Genomic DNA, 19751 nt, shown 5'->3' with positions numbered 1-19751 from the left:
GCGAAGGTGATTGCGTTGCAGCCCACCCTGCGAGCAGGGCCGAACGCGCCAGCGGCTGAGTAGGACAGGTCTGATTGACGTGATTTGAAATTCTGGACCCAATGGAATTCCTTCACCCATCCCCCGTTCACATCCACCCACTGCCGAGGTCCGCACCCCCATGCCCAAGCTCCAAACCGAATCCAGCGCCCGCCATCCCGTCGAGATCCACTACGAAGATTACGGGCAGGGCGCCCCCGTCGTGCTCATCCATGGCTGGCCCCTGAGCGGGCGCTCGTGGGAAGCCCAGATCTCCGCCCTCGTCGAAGCGGGCTACCGCGTGATCGCCTATGACCGCCGCGGCTTCGGCGCATCGTCGCAACCCTGGGAGGGCTACGACTACGACACCTTCGCGAAAGACCTCGATGCGCTGATGACCGGGCTCGATCTCACGGGCGCCACGCTGGTCGGCTTCTCGATGGGCGGCGGCGAACTCGCGCGGTACATCGCGAAATACGGCAGCCAGCGCGTGGCCAAGCTGGTCTTCGCGGGCGCCGTTCCGCCCTACCTCTACAAGAGCGCCGACAACCCGGAGGGCGGACTGGACGACGCGACGATTGCGCAATTCCAGGAAGGCGTCAAACAAGACCGGATGGCGTTCCTGGAAAACTTCACGCACAACTTCTTCAGCGTGGACGGCAAGCTCAAAGTCAGCGAGGAACAGCGCCAGTACGCCCGCGACATCGCCGCCATGGCATCGCCCAAGGGCACGCTCGACTGCATCGAGGCCTTCGGCAAAACCGACTTCCGCGAAGACCTGAAAAGCGTGAAGGTTCCGACGCTGGTCCTCCACGGCGATGCCGACGCCATCGTGCCGCTGGAAGTGAGCGGCGCACGCACGCACAAGGCGATTCCTGGCAGCGTACTCAAGGTCATCGCCGGGGCACCGCATGGCTTCAACCTGTCGCACGCGCAGGAATTCAATGCCGCCTTGATCGCATTCCTGAAAAGCTGAGCCATGGTCGAGCCACACGCCCCCATTCCCGCGACCTTCGAGGACTTCGAGCGCCAAGCACTGGCGAAAGGCTACGAGCAGGCACTCGTTCGCACCTGGGCCCCGCAGCAAATCGTGCAGCAGCATCGGCATGATTTTCATGCGAGTGCATTGGTGGTGGCGGGCGAGATGTGGCTGACGCAGTCGGGCACCACGCGCCACCTGGTGCCTGGCGACACGTTCGAACTGGATCGGTCGGAACCGCACGAGGAGCGCTACGGCCCGGATGGGGCCACGTACTGGGTTGCGCGGAGAACGAGCGCGGCGTGAATCGCCGGATCATCGACAGGAAATGCCGCGTTGGCAGGAATGGTTCGAGTTTTAGTGGTTGGAGCGAGCGCACGCCACCGAACCGCTTCGCCGCTCCACACACGACCGCATCAGGGTGAGGAAAACCATCCGCAAAACAAAAAGCCCCTGGTTCGCAAGAACCAAGGGCTTTGATGACTGGTGGCCTGGGGCGGAATCGAACCACCGACACAAGGATTTTCAATCCTCTGCTCTACCGACTGAGCTACCGGGCCTAAGCCTCAAATTATAACCAGAAAAAAGAGGCGTTCTGAAACTCTGACGACTTAATTGCGTTTGCCGCGGCCCAGGTCCACGCCGAGCTGGCGCAGCTTGCGGTAAAGGTGGGTGCGCTCCAGGCCCGTTTTTTCGGCCACGCGCGTCATGGAGCCGCCTTCGCGCGCCAAGTGGAATTCGAAGTACGCCTTCTCGAACCCGTCGCGGGCTTCACGCAGCGGCCGGTCCAGATCGAAGCCCTGGTGCGCATGCGGGCCGGGGTCTTTGGTCACCACGGGCAAGGCCGCCACCGGAGCGCCCTGGGTATCGGGGGCGGCAGGGGTCGCGGCAGCAGCGGGTGGGGGCGTGGCGGCTGCCGCGGTGGCGGCCGACGATGCCGCCGGCTGGGCGGCGCTGCGCGCCAGGCCCTGTTCGACCGCCTTGAGCAGCTTCTGCATCGTGATGGGCTTTTCCAGGAAGGAAAAGGCGCCGATGCGGGTGGCTTCGACCGCGGTGTCGATGGTGGCGTGGCCGCTCATCATGATGACGGGCATGGTCAGCGTGCCGGCCATGGCCCACTCCTTGAGGAGCGAGACGCCATCGGTATCGGGCATCCAGATATCGAGGAGCACGAGGTCGTACGCATTGGCGGCACGGGCGGCGCGGGCCTGCGTGGCGTTCTCTGCGAGGTCCACGCTGTGCCCTTCATCGTTCAGAATTTCCGACAACAGGTCACGGATGCCCAGTTCGTCGTCGACCACCAGAATGTTTGCCATGGGTTTTGATCAGCCTCGCGATACGTTTCCAAGTGTTGTTAATGTGCCACCACGTGGCCAGGGGCGAATGATAGCGACACTTGCGCGCCGAGCACCACCCCTTCTTCCACCCGATTGACAAGATCGACACGGGCACCATGCTCGTCGGCGATCTTTTTCACCACAGCAAGTCCCAGGCCAGTGCCCCGCGGCTTGGTGGTTACATACGGTTCGAAGGCGCGCTGAAGGATGTGGTTGGGAAATCCCGTTCCGCTGTCGGTCACCGTCAGCCGCACGCGCCGCGACGACTGGCTCCAGCGCGTGGTGATGCGCACGGGCGCGCCGGCGGCCCCGCCCTGCTCTCGGGTGGACTCGCTGGCGTCCTGCGCGTTTTGCAGCAGGTTGTGGATGACCTGGCGCAGTTGCTGGGCATCGCCCGCGATCTCGGGGCATCGGGGATCGAGTTCGGCCTCCACGGGCACGGTCGCGTTCTCGGCGCCGTAGAGCTGCAGCACGTCGGTGACGAGGGCGTTCAGGTCGAGCGCATGCAGCTCCGCTGCGGGCAGGCGGGCATAGTCGCGAAACTCGTTGACCAGCCGCTTCATCGCATCCACCTGATCGACGATGGTGCGCACGGATTTGGTCAGCACGGCTTGCTCGGCATCCTGCAGCTTGCCGGAGAGCTTCATCTCCAGGCGCTCGGCGGACAGCTGGATCGGCGTGAGGGGGTTCTTGATTTCATGGGCCAGGCGCCGGGCGACTTCGCCCCAGGCCTGTGCACGCTGGGCCGAGACGATTTCGGAGATGTCGTCGAACACCAGGAGGCGCAACGCGTTGGGCAGTTCCGCCCCCCGGGCCACCAGGCTGGTGCCATTGGCGGCCACGCCCGAGGCGGGCGAGCCGTAAAGATCGAAGGAATGCTGCCAGTGGTCCAGCCCATGCTGCTCGCGGTCGCCCAGGAAGGCCTCGAAGTGGCCCTGCACGGCACTGGCGAATTCGGCCAGCCCGGGCACGTCGGCCAGCGGCCGGCCTTCGAAGGCGGCCATCGGGGCCCTCAGGATACGGGTGGCGCCGGGGTTGGTGGAGCGGATGCGCCCCTCGGCGTCCAGCACGATCACGCCCGCGGTGAGGTTGTCCAGAATGGTCTGCAAGTGGGCCCGCGCCGCATCGACCTCGCCCATGCTGTGCTCGACGGCGGTGCGGGCATCGGACAACTGCTGGGTCATGACGGCGAAGGACCGGGTCAGCCCGCCCAATTCGTCGTTGCCCTGCAGCACGGCCTTGGGGCTCAGGTTGCCCGATGCGACCTCGCGCACGCCCTCGGCCAGCACCAGCAGGGGGCGTGCCAGTTGACGGCCCAGCAGCACGGCGAGCAGCACGGCCCCGAAGACGGCCAGGAACAGGCTCAGGGTGAGCGTGCCGATGTACATGCGCCGCAGCCCCTCGCGGGCCAGGGCGCGCTCTTGGTACTCCCGGTTGGCCTCCTGCACGGCGATGGCGTTGGACACCAGCACCTGCGGTAGCCGCAGCGTGGCCTGCAGGTAGCGTGGCTCCACCAGGAGCCCCACGCTGGCGTTGCCGACGGCCACGAGGGTCTTGACCCGGGCGTTCTGCACGGCAGCGGGGTCGGCGATGTCGTCCAGCCCCTCGATCTGGAAGGTGGCGCGCTGCTGGCGCGCGTTGCGCAGCAACTGGGCGCTGGGCCGTTCGGGGCTCAGATCAAACCGGGATTGCCCGGCACTGGCGACCGGCTGGCCCGCCGTGCTGAACAGCACCACGTCGCTGGCCCCCAGCTGGTCGCGGATGCGTTCGAGCACCACGCCGGCCGCCGCGTCGGGCACCTGCGCCAGTTGGCTGCTGGCGGTGCGTGTTTGCATGGCCATGTCGCTGGCGATCGTGTCCAGCGTGACCCGGGCCAGGCTGACGCCGGCGGACAGGGCGCCCTCCACCTTCACGTCGAACCAGCTTTCGATGGAGCGCGACACGAACTGGTAGGACACCACATAGATCAGCAGTCCTGGCAGCAGCCCCACGACCGCAAAGATGCCCGCCAGCTTGACCAGCAGGCGGCTGCCGAAGCGCCCCCGCCGCAGCCGCACCGCCAGGCGCACCACGACCCACACCAGCACGGCGAGCAGCAGCACGGCCACCAGGACGTTCAGGCCGAACAGCCAGGCGTAGTTGCGCTCGTACAGCGCGCGGTTGTTGGTGGCGACGGTGAGCAGGAAAAGGAGCACCAGCCCGATCGCGCACATGATCGCCACGCCCACGCCCAGGGCCCAGCGGGAGGCACGGGCCTGCTGGGGCGTGCGGGGAACGCTGTGGTCGTCGGTCATGGCGCGCGCTCGGCCACGGCGCGCACGCTGCGCGACAGCATCAGGTCCCAGCCCGAGCGCCCCACCGCGCCGATCTGGAACGGGCGGGGCAACTGGGACATGTCGAGGCGGAACTGGAAATGCACGGTATAGGGCCCGCCGGAGACCTCGTCCGCGTCGGCGATCTTCCAGCGGCTGATGCGCTGCATGGCGGAAAGCGCATCGCCCAGTTCGTCGAAGTTCTGGCCCAGCGCCACCCCCAGCCCGGTGTTGGCGAACGGCGTGGCGGACTGATTGAGGCGCCACCGGCGCGTGAGCGGCTGGTAGCTCAGGCGCAGGTAGCGCACCGAGTGGGCCACCGCCTTGTCATACCAGTACCAGCGCTCGCGGACCACATCGGCCTCGGCCACGAAGTACATCGAGATGCCCTTGTAGAGGGCGTCTTCCGCCAGCTCGGGCAGGTCGAAGTGCAGCGTGGTCGACAGGTACAGGCCCTCGTCGTTGCCTTCGACGCGCAGGTCGCCCGCGTCGGGCTGCGCCAGCACCGCCGGGGACCACAGCGCCAGGCAAATGCACAGCAGCGCGGCCACGGCCACCGAAAGCCACGCGGCGGGGCGCGAAGCGGGCTGTTCAAGCCGCATGTTTTTGCAACAGGGCGTAAAAGAATCCGTCATGGTCACCCGGACGATTCTCCGAGACGCCGCCGCTTTCGTCCGGTTTGCCGGGTATTAAATGGCCGGGAGACGGCAGCAAACGGGCGTCGGTGTTGCGCGCAAGAAACGTTTGCACCTGTGCTTCGCCCTCGGCACGAAACACGGAGCAGGTGCAGTAGAGCAGCCGCCCGCCGGGCTGCAGTAGCGGCCAGAGCGTGGCAAGCAGGCGGGCCTGCTGCTGAGCCAGTTGCTCGATGTCGGACTCGCGCCGCAGCCAGCGCACGTCGGGGTGGCGGCGGACGATGCCCGAGGCCGTGCACGGCGCATCCAGCAAGATGGCATCGAACCCTCCGCCCCCACTGGCGTCCAGCCACCCGTCCTGCGGCCGTGCCGCATCGGCCACGAGGACCTGGGCCCGAACCCCCACCCGGTCCAGCGTTTCGTGGATGCGGGTGGCGCGGTCGGCGTCGATTTCCAGCGCCACGACCTGCATCGGCGAGGCGGCACCCGCATATTCGAGCAAGTGCGCGGTCTTGCCGCCGGGCGCGGCGCACGCGTCCAGCACGCGCAGCGGCTGCGACAGGTCCAGCCCCTCCAGCAGCAGCGGCGCCGCCATCTGGGCCGCGGTGTCCTGCACCGAGACGTGGCCGTCTGCAAAGGCCGGCAGTTGCTGCACGGCCACCGGGCGGTCCAGGACGATGCCGAACGGCCCCGCAGGAAATGCTTCCAAATTGATAGCAGATAGCCCTAGTAAATATTGTGCTGGAGTCGTTTTTTTCACATTGACCCGGAGCGCCATCGGTGCATGGGCATTGTTGGCCTGCAGGATCTGCTGCCAGTGCTGCGGGTGGTCCTTGCGCAGCCGGGCGATCCACCAGGCCGGGTGGTTCCACTGGGCGACCGGATCGCCGTGGGTGGCGGCCACCAGCGCATCGCGTTCGCGCAGGAAGCGGCGCAGGCAGGCGTTCAGGAACGGCGCCTGCGCTTGCGATGCCGGGTTGCGCTTGGCCGCTTCCACCGCCTGGTTGACGAGAGTGAACGCCTCGTAAGGCGCCTCGTCGGGCGACCAGGCCAGCGCCAGGGCCGTGCACAGCAGGGCGTCGGCCCGCGGCGGTGGGTTGCGGGGCGCCAGTTGCTTGCGCAGCGCCTGCGCCCGGCCCAGGTTGCGCAGCACCTGGAACAACAGCGCCTGCACCCCGGGCCGCAAGCCCGGCTCGACAGCGGCCAGGGCCGCCGTGCCCGACTGCCCGCCGCGCACGGCCTGCAGCGCGGTCACCACCGCATCCAGCTGGCGCCACAGCGCGGGCTCCATGCGGCGTTCGCCCTCCGCCGGGGGCGGAAAGAAACGGGAGGGCGGGCGCGGCTGCGGATCGGTCATGTTCTGTCTGAGCCTGTCTTGAATAGGAAAAAACCGGTTGCGGTTGCGGACGCCGTCGCGGCCACGCCTTGAATCAATGTCAAACCACCCACGCCCCTCCCGGGATGCGGGGATGGGCACGCAGCCTACAGCGTTCTGGCCGCCTTGAACCCGAACAGCCACGCCAGCAGGCGCGCCGGGAACTGGCCGATGGCCTGGTTGTACTGCAGCGCCGCATCGTTGAACTGCCGCGTGGCCAGTGCATTCTGGGCCACCAGTTCCTGCCACCGCTGGGCCCACAGGGGCAGCGCCGCGCCTTCGCCGGGCGCTGGCGGAACCTCCGCGACGCGCACCATGGCCAGCCAGGCGGCCTCGAGCACTTCGCGCCCCGTCAGCAGCGCGGCCGCGGCGCCGGCGTCCAGCGGGCGGGCCCGTGCGACGGCCAGCGACGCACCGAACTGGGTGGTGGCGGCCCACAGCGCCGCCCGCGCATCGGCATGTGCCGCGGGCGCGGGACCCTGCGCAGCCTCGTATTCACCCAGCATGGCCATCATGCGCATGAGGTGTGCGTCCAGGCCCCCGAAGGCCTGGATGGCGGCCGAGCGCAATCGCACGATCCGGTTGTAGGCACCCACGGCCCAGAACAGCAGCAGGGCAAGAAAAATCCAGGAGGACAGCATTGCGTCTGCCGAGCCCGCAGGGGTCCGCGGGCTCGGCGCAAAAAAAGAGAAAACGGATAAGAAAACGCTCCCGGTCTGCCAAAGCGCAGAGCGGGAGCGTTTCAGGGAGCGTACCGTGGCTTATTGGGCCGTGGCGTCGCCCAGGCTGGTGGTGCTTTCGACGTCGGACGAGTCTTCGGTCGTGGCAGCCATTTCAGCGGCTTCGGCATCGGCGATGGCGCGGCGCTCGGCGTCGTCCATGGCTTCCTTGGCCTTGCGCGCCTGGTGGTAGGCCAGGCCGGTACCGGCAGGGATCAGGCGACCCACGATGACGTTTTCCTTCAAGCCACGCAGCTCGTCGCGCTTGCCCATGATGGCAGCCTCGGTGAGCACGCGGGTCGTTTCCTGGAAGGAAGCGGCCGAGATGAAGGAATCGGTCGACAGCGAAGCCTTGGTGATCCCCAGCAGCACGTTGCTGTACGTCGAAGGGATCTTGCCTGCGGCCTGCAGCGCCTCGTTCGTGTTCAGGATCTCCGAACGCTCGACCTGCTCGCCGGCGATGTAGTTGGACTCGCCCGGGGCCTCGACCACGACGCGGCGCAGCATCTGGCGAACGATCACCTCGATGTGCTTGTCGTTGATCTTCACGCCCTGCAAGCGGTACACGTCCTGCACTTCATCGACGATGTAGCGCGACAGCTCTTCGATGCCCAGGAGGCGCAGGATGTCCTGCGGATCGGCCGGACCGTCCACCACGGACTCGCCCTTGTTCACGACCTGGCCTTCGTGCACCAGGATGTTCTTTTCCTTGGGGATCAGTTCATCCCAGACCTTGCCGTCCGGATCGGTGATCTGCAGGCGCACCTTGCCCTTGGTTTCCTTGCCGAAGGACACCGTGCCGGTGATCTCGGCCAGCATGCCCTTGTCCTTGGGCGAGCGCGCTTCGAACAGTTCGGCCACGCGGGGCAGACCGCCGGTGATGTCGCGGGTCTTCTGGCCTTCGACCGGAATCCGCGCCAGCACTTCGCCGGGGCCCACGTCCTGGCCATCGCGCACCTGGATCAGCGAGCCGATCTGGAAGCCGATGGTCACCGAGTGGTCGGTGCCGGGGATCTTCACTTCCTGGCCTTGCGCGTCGATCAGCTTGACCTGCGGGCGCACCACCTTGGCGGAGCCGCGGCGCTTCGGATCGATCACGACCAGAGTGGACAGCCCCGTCACATCGTCCACCTGCTTGGCGACCGTGAGGCCTTCCTCGACGTTCTCGAACTTCACCTGACCGGCGAACTCCGTGATGATCGGGCGGGTCAGCGGGTCCCAGTTGGCGAGGATGGTGCCGGCCTTGACCGTCTGGTCGGCCTTGACCGCCAGCGTCGCACCGTACGGCACCTTGTGGCGCTCGCGCTCGCGGCCGTGTTCGTCATGGATGACGATCTCGCCGGAACGGGCGATCACCACCAGCTCGCCCTTGGTGTTGCTCACGTAGCGCATCGTGGCGTTGAAGCCGATCACGCCGTTGGACTTGGCCTCCACGCTCGATGCGATGGCAGCGCGCGAAGCGGCGCCACCGATGTGGAACGTGCGCATGGTCAGCTGCGTGCCGGGTTCGCCGATGGACTGGGCAGCGATCACCCCCACGGCTTCGCCGAGGTTGATCAGGCCGCCGCGGCCCAGATCGCGTCCGTAGCACTTGGCGCACAGGCCGTAGCGGGTTTCGCAGGTCAGCGCCGTGCGCACCTTCACCTCGTCCACGCCGGCGACTTCGAGTTCCTCGATGAGGTCTTCGTCGAGCATCTGGCCGGCAGGGGCCAGCACCGCGCGCGTTTCGGGATGCAGCACTTCGTCGGCCGTGGTGCGGCCCAGGATACGGTCGCGCAGCGATTCGATGACTTCACCGCCCTCGACGATGGCGCGCATCAGCGAGCCATTGGAGGTGCCGCAGTCTTCTTCGGTCACCACGAGATCCTGCGTCACGTCCACCAGACGGCGGGTGAGGTAGCCCGAGTTGGCCGTCTTCAGCGCCGTATCCGCCAGGCCCTTACGGGCACCGTGGGTGGAGATGAAGTACTGCAACACGTTCAGGCCTTCACGGAAGTTGGCCGTGATGGGGGTCTCGATGATGGAGCCGTCCGGCTTGGCCATCAGGCCGCGCATGCCGGCCAGCTGGCGAATCTGCGCTGCGGAACCGCGGGCGCCGGAGTCGGCCATCATGTAGATGGAGTTGAACGACTCCTGGTCCACCTCGTTGCCGTGGCGGTCGGTGGTCTTTTGCTTGGCCAGCTGGGCCATCATGACCTTCGACACTTCGTCGCCGGCCTTGCCCCAGATGTCCACCACCTTGTTGTAGCGTTCGCCAGCCGTCACCAAACCGGACACGTACTGCTGTTCGATCTCCTTCACTTCCTTCTCGGAACGCTCGATGATCCCGGCCTTTTGCGGCGGCACCAGCATGTCGTCCACGCAGATGGAAATACCGGCGCGCGTGGCGAGGCGGAAACCGTTCTGCAGCAGCTTGTCGGCGAAGACCACCGTCTCCTTCAGGCCGCACTTGCGGAAGCTCACGTTGATGAGCTTGGAGATTTCCTTCTTCTTCAGCGCCTTGTTGATGTTGCTGAAGGGCAGGCCCTTGGGCAGGATCTCGGACAGCAGCGCACGGCCGGCCGTCGTTTCCACCAGCGACGTGGAAGGCACGAATTCACGCGTTTCCTTGTCCTTGGTCCACTCGGTCAGACGCACCGTGATGCGCGCGGCCAGTTCGACCTCGTTGGCATCGAGCGCGCGCTGCACTTCGCCGGTGTCGGCGAACACCAGGCCTTCGCCCTTGCCGTTGATGCGATCGCGGGTGGCGTAGTACAGGCCCAGCACCACGTCTTGCGACGGGACGATGGAGGGCTCGCCCGAGGCCGGGAACAGCACGTTGTTGGAGGCCAGCATCAGCGTGCGGGCTTCCATCTGCGCTTCCACGGACAGCGGCACGTGAACGGCCATCTGGTCACCGTCGAAGTCGGCGTTGAAGGCCGCGCAAACGAGCGGGTGCAGCTGGATGGCCTTGCCTTCGATCAGGATGGGCTCGAACGCCTGGATGCCCAAACGGTGCAGCGTGGGCGCACGGTTCAGCATGACCGGGTGTTCCTTGATGACCTCTTCCAGGATGTCCCACACCACCGGCGTGCCGGATTCGACTTCCTTCTTGGCGGCCTTGATCGTCGTCGCGATGCCCATGGCTTCCAGGCGCGAGAAGATGAAAGGCTTGAACAGCTCCAGCGCCATCAGCTTGGGCAGACCGCACTGGTGCAGCTTGAGCGTCGGGCCCACGGTGATCACGGAACGACCGGAGTAGTCCACGCGCTTGCCCAGCAAGTTCTGGCGGAAGCGACCGCTCTTGCCCTTGATCATGTCGGCCAGCGACTTGAGGGCGCGCTTGTTCGCGCCCGTCATGGCCTTGCCACGGCGGCCGTTGTCCAGCAGCGAATCGACGGCTTCCTGCAGCATGCGCTTTTCGTTGCGCGCGATGATTTCCGGGGCCTTCAGCTCCAGCAGGCGGCGCAGGCGCGAGTTGCGGTTGATGACGCGGCGATACAGGTCGTTCAGGTCGGAGGTCGCGAAGCGGCCGCCGTCCAGCGGCACCAGCGGACGCAGGTCCGGCGGCAGCACGGGAAGCACGTCCAGCACCATCCACTCGGGCTTGATGCCGGACTTCTTGAAGGCTTCCAGCACCTTCAGGCGCTTGGCGTTCTTCTTGACCTTGACTTCGGAGCCGGTCAGATCGCCGCGCAGCTTTTCGATTTCGAGGTCGATATCGATGGCTTCGAGCAGGTCCTTGATGCCTTCCGCGCCCATCTTGGCGATGAACTCGTCACCGTATTCCTTGCGCTTGGCGTCGTAGTCGTCCTCGGACATGATGCTGAACTTCTTCAGCGGGGTCATGCCGGGGTCGGTCACCACATACGCTTCGAAGTACAGCACGCGCTCGATGTCGCGCAGCGTCATGTCCAGCACCAGGCCCAGGCGCGATGGCAGCGACTTCAGGAACCAGATGTGGGCGCAAGGCGCGGCCAGATCGATGTGGCCCATGCGCTCGCGGCGCACCTTGGTCTGCGTGACTTCAACGCCGCACTTCTCGCAGATCACACCGCGGTGCTTGAGGCGCTTGTACTTGCCGCACAGGCATTCGTAGTCCTTGATGGGACCAAAAATCTTGGCGCAGAACAGACCGTCGCGCTCGGGCTTGAACGTGCGGTAGTTGATGGTCTCGGGCTTCTTCACTTCGCCGAAAGACCACGAACGGATCTTCTCGGGCGACGCCATGCCGATGCGGATGGCATCGAAATGCTCGTCCGGGGTGAATTGCTTGAACAGGTCGAGTAGTGACTTCATAAACCTAGTCCCTTCGATTAAGAACGTTCGAGTTCGATGTCCAGGCCCAGGGAACGGATTTCCTTGACCAGCACATTGAACGATTCCGGCATGCCGGCCTCGATGGCGTGTTCGCCCTTGACGATGCTCTCGTACACCTTGGTACGGCCCTGCACGTCGTCGGACTTCACGGTCAGCATTTCCTGCAGCACGTAAGCGGCGCCATAAGCTTCCAGCGCCCACACTTCCATTTCCCCGAAACGCTGGCCACCGAACTGGGCCTTGCCGCCCAGAGGCTGCTGCGTCACGAGCGAGTAAGGACCCGTGGAGCGGGCATGCATCTTGTCGTCCACCAAATGGTGCAGCTTCAGGTAGTGCATGTAGCCAATGGTGGTCGGGCGCTCGAAGCGCTCGCCGGTGCGGCCATCGAACAGGTACGCCTGCGTGCGTGCGGAGGTCAGGCCCTTGCGCTCGGCGATGTCGTCCGGATAGGCGATCTTGAGCATGTCCTTGATCTCTTCTTCCGAAGCGCCGTCAAACACCGGGGTGGCATACGGCACGCCGTTGGTGAGGTGACCGGCCATGGCCATCAGCTCATCGTCGTTGAACTGCGACAGGTCTTCCTTGCGTCCGCGCGAGTTGTACACCTCTTCGAGGAACTTGCGCATGTCGGCCGCCTTGGCCTGCTCCTGCAGCATGTTGCCGATGCGCTGGCCGATGCCCTTGCCGGCCCAGCCCAAGTGCACTTCGAGCACCTGTCCGATGTTCATGCGCGATGGCACGCCCAGCGGGTTCAGCACGATGTCGGCAGGGGTGCCGTCGGCCATGTAGGGCATGTCTTCGACCGGAACGATCTTGGACACCACACCCTTGTTGCCGTGGCGGCCGGCCATCTTGTCGCCGGGCTGCAGGCGGCGCTTGACGGCCAGATACACCTTGACCATCTTCAGCACGCCCGCGGGCAGCTCGTCGCCTTGCGTGAGCTTCTTGCGCTTTTCCTCGAAAGCCAGATCGAAGCTGTGGCGCGTCTGCTCCAGCGAGTTCTTGATCGACTCGAGCTGCGTGGCCACTTCGTCTTCCGCCGGGCGGATGTCGAACCAGTGGAACTTCTCGACGGAGGCCAGGTAGGCCTTGTCGATCTTCGTGCCCTTGGCCAGCTTCTGCGGACCGCCGTTGGCCACGCGGCCGTTCAGCAGCTTTTCGATCCGGTCGAACGCGTCGGCTTCCACGATGCGCAGCTGGTCGTTCAGGTCCAGGCGGAAGCGCTTGAGTTCGTCGTCAATGATCTGCTGGGCGCGCTTATCGCGCTGGATGCCTTCGCGGGTGAACACCTGCACGTCGATCACAGTGCCTTGCGAGCCCTGGTCCACGCGCAGCGAGGTGTCCTTCACGTCGGAGGCCTTCTCGCCGAAGATGGCGCGCAGCAGCTTCTCTTCTGGCGTCAGCGTGGTCTCGCCCTTCGGCGTGACCTTGCCCACCAGCGTATCGCCGGGCTGCACTTCGGCACCCACGTAGATGATGCCGGACTCGTCCAGGCGGTTCAGCTGCTGTTCCGACAGGTTCGGAATGTCGCGCGTGATTTCTTCGGCGCCCAGCTTCGTGTCGCGCGCCATGACCACCAGTTCCTCGATGTGGATCGAGGTGTAGCGGTCTTCTGCCACGACGCGTTCGGAGATCAGGATCGAATCTTCGAAGTTGTAGCCGTTCCAGGGCATGAACGCGATCAGCATGTTCTGGCCGATGGCGATTTCGCCGAAGTCCGTCGATGCGCCGTCGGCGATCACATCCCCCTTGGCCAGCACATCGCCCTTCTGGACGATGGGGCGCTGGTGGATGTTGGTATTCTGGTTGGAACGCTGGTACTTGATGAGGTTGTAGATGTCCACACCCACTTCACCGGCCACCGCTTCCGCGTCGTTCACGCGAACCACGATGCGGGTCGCATCCACATAGTCCACCACACCACCGCGGTTGGCGGTCACCACGGTGCCCGAGTCCACGGCGGCCACGCGCTCGATACCGGTGCCCACCATGGGCTTTTCCGGACGCAGCACAGGCACGGCCTGGCGGGACATGTTGGCGCCCATCAGTGCGCGGTTCGCGTCGTCGTGCTCGAGGAACGGCACGAGCGAGGCGGCCACCGACACGATCTGTGCAGGCGACACGTCCATGTACTGCACGCGCTCGGCGCTCAGCAAGGTCGACTCGCCCTTTTCACGTGCCGACACCAGGTCGCCCGTGAGGCGGCCTTCCTTGTCGAGCGTGGCATTCGCCTGGGCGATCACGTACTTGCCTTCTTCGATGGCGGAGAGGTAATCGATCTGGTCGGTCACCTTGCCATCCACCACGCGGCGGTAAGGGGTTTCGATGAAACCGTACTCGTTCAGGCGGGCGTACAGGGCCAGCGAGTTGATCAGCCCGATGTTCGGGCCTTCCGGCGTTTCAATCGGGCACACGCGGCCATAGTGGGTCACGTGCACGTCGCGCACTTCGAAACCGGCACGCTCACGGGTCAGACCACCCGGCCCCAGGGCCGATACGCGGCGCTTGTGGGTGATTTCGGCCAGCGGGTTGGTCTGGTCCATGAACTGCGACAGCTGGGACGCACCGAAGAACTCCTTGAGCGCCGCGGAAATCGGCTTGGAGTTGATCAGGTCGTGCGGCATCAGCGGCTCTTGTTCGGCTTGGCCCAGACGCTCCTTCACGGCCTTCTCGATACGCGCCAGACCGGTGCGGTACTGGTTCTCGGCCAGCTCGCCCACGCAACGCACGCGGCGGTTGCCCAGGTGATCGATGTCATCGACTTCGCCGTTGCCGTTGCGCAGGTCCACGAGGATCTTGACCACAGCCAGGATGTCTTCGTTGGAGAGCACCATCGGGCCGGTGGATTCGTCGCGGCCGATCTTGGCGTTGAACTTCATGCGCCCCACGCGCGACAGGTCGTACGTGTCGGGGTTGTAGAAGAGGCGCTGGAACAATGCCTGCACCGCGTCTTCCGTCGGCGGCTCGCCGGGGCGCATCATGCGGTAGATCGCCACGCGCGCAGCGAATTCGTCCACCGTTTCGTCGATGCGCAGCGTCTGCGAGATGTAGGCGCCCTGGTCGAGTTCGTTCGTGTAGATGACTTGCAAGTCCTGCACGCCGGCGGAGCGCAGCTTCTTGAGCAGCGCTTCGGTCAGCTCTTCGTTGGCCTTGGCAATGATTTCGCCGGTGTCGCCGTCGACGATGTTGCGCGCCACCACGCGGCCGATCAGGAAGTCTTCGGGCACGCTGATGTGCGTGGTGCCGGACTGCTCCAGTTCGCGGGTGTGGCGGGCGGTGACGCGCTTGTCCTTGGCCACGACCACTTTGCCCGACTTGTCGGTGATGTCGAAACGCGCCACTTCGCCACGCAGGCGGTCGGAGACGAACTCCATCTGCGCGCCGCTGTCCATCAGGCGGAAGTTGTCGTTGACGAAGAAGTTCGCCAGGATCGATTCGGGGTTCAGGCCGATGGCCTTCAGCAGGATCGTGACCGGCATCTTGCGGCGGCGGTCCACGCGGAAATACAGGATGTCCTTCGGATCGAACTCGAAGTCCAACCACGAACCGCGGTAGGGAATGATGCGCGCAGAGAACAGCAGCTTGCCCGAGCTGTGGGTCTTGCCCTTGTCGTGCTCGAAAAACACACCGGGCGAGCGGTGCAGCTGCGAAACGATCACACGTTCCGTGCCGTTGATGATGAACGAGCCCTTGTCGGTCATCAAAGGCACCTCGCCCATGTAGACCTCTTGCTCCTTCACTTCCTTGACGACCTTGGACTGCGACGTGGAGGACTCGCGGTCATAGATGATCAACTGCACCTTGGCCCGCACGGCCGAGGCAAAAGTCAAACCACGGGTCTGGCATTCACGCACATCGAATGCCGGCTTGGCGAGGTTGTACTCGATGAACTTCATCTCGACAAACCCATTGTGCGAGACGATCGGGAAAGCAGCGTCGAACGCGGCCTGCAAGCCTTCTACGGTTCTTTTCTGGGGGGCTTTGTCAGCTTGCAGGAACGCGGTGTATGCGTCCTTCTGCATCTGCAGCAGGTAAGGGACTTCCAGCACGCTGTCGCGGCTGCCGAAACTTTTGCGAATCCGCTTGCGTTCGGTATAGGAATAGGCCATGAGATCTCCGGGCAAAGACATGAGTCCTGGGTCTTCGACGACTGACCTGCAAGGGCGCTTCCTTGCAGGCTTGGCGGTTGGCCACTACCAACCATGGCGGACGGCGATGCGTTGCACATCACCCGAACCAAGGTATCTTCTGCTGTCGGGATGGTCAGAAGACACTAGAAAGCAGTGGCGTGGGCACTGCTTTCTGGTGCGCTCTGGGCGTGAACCCCATAAGCACCAAAGGCTGGGAGCCCTTGCGGAGCCCCCAGCCCTGGAATCCAGGCGAATTACTTGAGTTCAGCCTTGGCGCCAGCTTCCACCAGCTTCTTGACGGCAGCTTCGGCGTCGGCCTTGGCAATGCCTTCCTTGACGTTCTTCGGAGCGCCGTCCACCAGGTCCTTGGCTTCCTTGAGGCCCAGGCCGGTGATTTCGCGCACGGCCTTGATCACGGACACCTTGTTGGCACCGGCTTCGGTCAGCACAACGTTGAATTCCGTTTGCTCTTCTGCAGCTGCAGCAGCACCGCCGCCACCGCCAGCAGCAGGAGCGGCCATAGCGGCTGCGCTCACGCCAAACTTTTCTTCAATGGCCTTCACCAGGTCATTGAGTTCCAGAACCGTCATGCTGTCCAGCGCGGTCAAAAATGCGTCTTTATCGAATGCCATTTTTATTTCCTAACAATTGGTTGGTTGTCTGCCGGGCAATCAAGCCGCGACAGGTTCGGCGGCCGTTTCGGCAGCGCCTTCGCCTTTTTTGGCCGCCAACGCGCCCAGCACAACGGCCGTACGCGAAATGGGGGACATAAGCAAGCCGCAAATCTGAGCCAACAGAACTTCCTTGGGAGGAATGTTAGCCAGTTGCTTAACGCCGTTGATATCCAGGGCTTTGCCACCGAAAGCGCCACCGCGAATCACCAACTTGTCGTTGGTCTTCGCGAAATCGGCCACCACCTTAGCGGCGGCCACAGCGTCTTCGGAGAAGCCATAGATCAGCGGACCGGTCATCTGGTCTGCCACCACGTCAAACGCGCTGCCAGCCACAGCACGGCGAGCCAGGGTGTTCTTCAGAACACTCAGGGTCACGCCCTTGCTGCGAGCATCAACACGCAGTTTGGTCATGTCGGCGACCGTGATGCCACGGTACTCCGCGATCACAAGCGTTTGAGCTTTAGCGGCGAGGCTGGTCACTTCACTGATGACCGCTTCTTTCTCACTGCGATTAAGACTCAAGGTCTACTCCTTAAAATGCGCACTCGGCACAGGCCTCGTACACGCTCTTGTTGCAGCGACCAACTGTTCAGGAAAATTTTCCATCTGCAGCGGGATCGCCATCTGCGTTGGCATCACTGTGGATTTAAGCGCGACCGGTTCGCGCACCAACGGTCTTGGATGGCCTGCGGCGACCGAAGCAGCCGCAGCCCACCACATCGAACCCATCCAAGGACGAATTCGAAGATTTCTTGCAATTACGCTGCGATGGATTGCGTATCCACGCGGACACCCAGGCCCATCGTGGAAGACACCGCCACCTTGCGCAGGTACACGCCCTTGCTGGTTGCAGGCTTGGCCTTGGTCAGCGCTTCGATCAACGCAGCCAAGTTGCCTTGCAGCTTGTCGTTGTCGAACGAGCGGCGACCAATCGTGCTGTGCACGATACCAGCCTTGTCGACGCGGAATTGCACTTGACCTGCCTTGGCGTTCTTCACGGCCGTGGCGACGTCAGGCGTCACGGTGCCCACCTTGGGGTTGGGCATCAGACCGCGTGGACCGAGGATTTGACCCAGCGTACCGACAACGCGCATGGCGTCTGGGGCGGCGATCACCACGTCGAAAGGCATGTCACCGGCCTTGACCATCGCGGCTAGGTCGTCCATGCCAACGATGTCAGCGCCAGCAGCCTTGGCTTCTTCAGCCTTGGCGCCTTGGGCAAACACCGCCACACGGGTCGTCTTGCCAGTACCGTTTGGCAGTACCACGGCGCCGCGAACCACTTGGTCAGACTTCTTGGCATCAATGCCAAGCTGGACGGCCACATCGATGGACTCGTCGAACTTGGCCGTAGCAGCTTCCTTCACGATCACGACGGCGTCAGCGAACGCGTACAGCTTGTTGCTGTCGACTTTGCCTTGCAGGGCTTTTTGCTTCTTGGTCAGCTTGGCCATTTTATAAACCCTCCACCGTCACGCCCATCGAGCGAGCGGAACCAGCCAGCGTGCGCACAGCGGCGTCGACATTGGCAGCGTTCATGTCCTTCATCTTGGTCTTGGCGATCTCTTCAAGCTGCGCGCGCGTGATCTTGCCGACCTTGGTGCTCAATGCGTTGGCAGAGCCCTTTTCAAGCTTGATGGCCTTCTTGATCAAGGTCGTCGCAGGCGGCGTCTTGATGATGAAGGTAAAGCTCTTGTCTGCAAATGCCGTGATGACCACGGGCAGGGGCAGACCTGGCTCGACGCCTTGAGTCTGCGCGTTGAACGCCTTGCAGAACTCCATGATGTTAAGGCCACGTTGACCCAGAGCAGGACCGATTGGTGGGGATGGATTGGCCTTACCAGCTGGAACTTGCAGCTTGATAAAACCGACGATTTTTTTCGCCATGGTTTACTCCTTGCGGGTATTAGCGCTTAGGCCACGGCCTCAGCTCCCCGGGGTTTACGACTCATCAAACAATTCGCACCGAGTCGAAAAATGCGAATCCAAACAATCAGGTTTTTTCGACCTGACCAAATTCCAACTCTACGGGGGTAGAACGGCCGAAGATCATCACGGACACGCGCACCCGGCTTTTTTCGTAATTGACTTCTTCGACAGAGCCATTGAAATCAGTGAACGGCCCCTCTTTAACTCGAACCAGTTCACCCACCATGAATTCAATCTTGTGCCGAGGCTTGTCTGTGCCTTCCTGCATTTGGCTGACGATCTTCTGAACTTCTTCTTCAGAAATAGGAGCCGGGCGATTCTTGGCACCACCAACAAAGCCCGTTACCTTGTTCGTGTGCTTGACCAAGTGCCAGGTGTCATCGTCCATGACCATTTCCACGAACACATAGCCGGGAAAGAGTCGACGTTCAGTGGTCTTGCGCTGACCATTCTTCATTTCAACGACCTCTTCGGTCGGAACGAGAATGCGGCCGAACTTATGCTGCATGCCAGCGCGACCGATGCGCTCCACGATGTTGCGCTCAACCGCCTTTTCCATGCCGGAATAAGCGTGAACGATGTACCACCGCAAATCAGGATTCACAGGAGTGGCCGGGCTGGCAGCGTCAGCGCCGCTGACTTCGATAGCGTCCGTCATTACTTTCTCCACCCCAGAATCAAATCGTACAAAACCCATTCCAAGGTCTTGTCGGTGAACCAGAGAAAGAGCGCCATGATGACGACAAACGCAAAAACGTATGCCGTCATTTGAAGTGTCTCTTTCCGCGTGGGCCAGACAACCTTCTTGACTTCACGCCAAGCATCCTGCGCGAAGCCCACGAATTGGCGGCCAAGCTCGGACACCAAGAACACAGCCACCGCAATTGCAAGCCCGACAAGCAGCGCAGCCCACTGAACGATCGGCCCCTGCTTTCCAAGCAAATAGAATCCAGCAATCGCTGCAAGAACAATTACCACCACCGCAGCGAGCTTGGCTTTATCAGCGCCCGTACTAACAGTTTCAACTTGAGACGTGGCCATACTTAACTGGTTTCTTACTTTATGTTTCGGCATCCACAAGACACCGAAGCCCGCCAGGGCCTGGCGGGCTTGTAATTGCCACGATCAAGTGGCAGGGGCAGTAGGAATCGAACCTACAACCTTCGGTTTTGGAGACCGACGCTCTGCCAATTGAGCTATACCCCTACATTCACGCTTTAAGCAATGATCTTGGCCACGACGCCGGCGCCGACGGTGCGACCGCCTTCACGGATGGCGAAGCGCAGGCCTTCTTCCATGGCGATGGGGTTGATCAGCTTGACGGTGATCGACACGTTGTCGCCG

At 63.5% G+C, this 19751-nt stretch carries 16 protein-coding genes and 2 tRNA genes; 2 read left to right on the top strand and 16 right to left on the bottom strand.

Features of this window, described 5'->3' with window-relative positions; all coding sequences use genetic code 11:
* Positions 1 to 160 precede the first annotated feature (160 nt).
* Positions 161 to 994: an alpha/beta fold hydrolase gene (locus AVTE2539_RS23970; protein WP_284414567.1), complete on the top strand. Its 834-nt coding sequence runs from the start codon at positions 161 to 163 to the stop codon at positions 992 to 994.
* Between the two features lie 3 nt (positions 995 to 997).
* Positions 998 to 1303 carry a cupin domain-containing protein gene (locus AVTE2539_RS23965; RefSeq protein ID WP_284414565.1) on the top strand — a complete coding sequence of 102 codons (306 nt, stop codon included), beginning with the start codon at positions 998 to 1000 and terminating at the stop codon, positions 1301 to 1303.
* Between the two features lie 178 nt (positions 1304 to 1481).
* Here the strand turns inward: AVTE2539_RS23965 and AVTE2539_RS23960 are convergent.
* From AVTE2539_RS23960 to AVTE2539_RS23885, 16 genes are all read right to left on the bottom strand, one after another.
* Positions 1482 to 1557, bottom strand: a tRNA-Phe gene (locus tag AVTE2539_RS23960).
* A 51-nt stretch (positions 1558 to 1608) separates the two neighbouring features.
* Positions 1609 to 2313 carry a response regulator gene (locus AVTE2539_RS23955; RefSeq protein WP_284414563.1) on the bottom strand — a complete coding sequence of 235 codons (705 nt, stop codon included), beginning with the start codon at positions 2311 to 2313 and terminating at the stop codon, positions 1609 to 1611.
* Positions 2314 to 2351: 38 nt separating this feature from the next.
* Positions 2352 to 4628: a sensor histidine kinase gene (locus AVTE2539_RS23950; RefSeq protein ID WP_284414561.1), complete on the bottom strand. Its 2277-nt coding sequence runs from the start codon at positions 4626 to 4628 to the stop codon at positions 2352 to 2354.
* The gene (locus tag AVTE2539_RS23945) at positions 4625 to 5248 is read right to left on the bottom strand and encodes a DUF4390 domain-containing protein (protein WP_284414558.1); all 624 of its coding nucleotides are present in this window, start codon (positions 5246 to 5248) and stop codon (positions 4625 to 4627) included. The genes AVTE2539_RS23950 and AVTE2539_RS23945 overlap by 4 nt, the downstream gene beginning before the upstream one ends.
* Entirely contained in the window at positions 5238 to 6572 is a 1335-nt protein-coding gene (rsmB, locus tag AVTE2539_RS23940) for a 16S rRNA (cytosine(967)-C(5))-methyltransferase RsmB (protein WP_284414755.1), read from the bottom strand. The genes AVTE2539_RS23945 and rsmB overlap by 11 nt, the downstream gene beginning before the upstream one ends.
* 191 nt (positions 6573 to 6763) lie before the next feature.
* The gene (locus tag AVTE2539_RS23935; RefSeq protein ID WP_272566791.1) at positions 6764 to 7297 is read right to left on the bottom strand and encodes a LemA family protein; all 534 of its coding nucleotides are present in this window, start codon (positions 7295 to 7297) and stop codon (positions 6764 to 6766) included.
* Between the two features lie 120 nt (positions 7298 to 7417).
* Positions 7418 to 11653, bottom strand: coding sequence for a DNA-directed RNA polymerase subunit beta' (rpoC, locus tag AVTE2539_RS23930; RefSeq protein ID WP_272566789.1), 4236 nt, complete (start codon positions 11651 to 11653; stop codon positions 7418 to 7420).
* 17 nt (positions 11654 to 11670) lie between these two features.
* The gene (rpoB, locus tag AVTE2539_RS23925) at positions 11671 to 15783 is read right to left on the bottom strand and encodes a DNA-directed RNA polymerase subunit beta (protein WP_284414555.1); all 4113 of its coding nucleotides are present in this window, start codon (positions 15781 to 15783) and stop codon (positions 11671 to 11673) included.
* A 275-nt stretch (positions 15784 to 16058) separates the two neighbouring features.
* A complete protein-coding gene (rplL, locus tag AVTE2539_RS23920) occupies positions 16059 to 16436 on the bottom strand; it encodes a 50S ribosomal protein L7/L12 (protein ID WP_284414553.1) in 378 nt (125 codons plus the stop codon).
* 39 nt (positions 16437 to 16475) lie between these two features.
* Positions 16476 to 17000 carry a 50S ribosomal protein L10 gene (gene rplJ / locus AVTE2539_RS23915; RefSeq protein ID WP_272566785.1) on the bottom strand — a complete coding sequence of 175 codons (525 nt, stop codon included), beginning with the start codon at positions 16998 to 17000 and terminating at the stop codon, positions 16476 to 16478.
* 236 nt (positions 17001 to 17236) lie between these two features.
* Positions 17237 to 17932, bottom strand: a complete 696-nt coding sequence (gene rplA, locus AVTE2539_RS23910) for a 50S ribosomal protein L1 (protein WP_272566783.1) — start codon at positions 17930 to 17932, stop codon at positions 17237 to 17239.
* 1 nt (position 17933) lies between these two features.
* A complete protein-coding gene (gene rplK, locus AVTE2539_RS23905) occupies positions 17934 to 18365 on the bottom strand; it encodes a 50S ribosomal protein L11 (RefSeq protein WP_092941599.1) in 432 nt (143 codons plus the stop codon).
* A 106-nt stretch (positions 18366 to 18471) separates the two neighbouring features.
* Complete coding sequence (nusG, locus tag AVTE2539_RS23900) at positions 18472 to 19065, bottom strand: transcription termination/antitermination protein NusG (RefSeq protein WP_284414551.1); 594 nt, start codon at positions 19063 to 19065, stop codon at positions 18472 to 18474.
* Positions 19065 to 19448 (bottom strand): preprotein translocase subunit SecE, encoded by a 384-nt coding sequence (secE, locus tag AVTE2539_RS23895; RefSeq protein ID WP_284414549.1) that lies wholly within the window; start codon positions 19446 to 19448, stop codon positions 19065 to 19067. The genes nusG and secE overlap by 1 nt, the downstream gene beginning before the upstream one ends.
* A gap of 89 nt (positions 19449 to 19537) precedes the next feature.
* Positions 19538 to 19613, bottom strand: a tRNA-Trp gene (locus AVTE2539_RS23890).
* 11 nt (positions 19614 to 19624) lie between these two features.
* A partial coding sequence (locus AVTE2539_RS23885; RefSeq protein WP_456057495.1) for an EF-Tu C-terminal domain-related protein occupies positions 19625 to 19751 on the bottom strand: 127 nt, incomplete at its 5' end.

It is taken from the genome of Acidovorax sp. SUPP2539 (assembly GCF_030158975.1).
Classification (GTDB): Bacteria; Pseudomonadota; Gammaproteobacteria; order Burkholderiales; family Burkholderiaceae_C; genus Paracidovorax.
The sequence above is the reverse complement of the archived record's forward strand: the minus strand, read 5'-3'. Positions and strand labels throughout refer to the sequence as shown.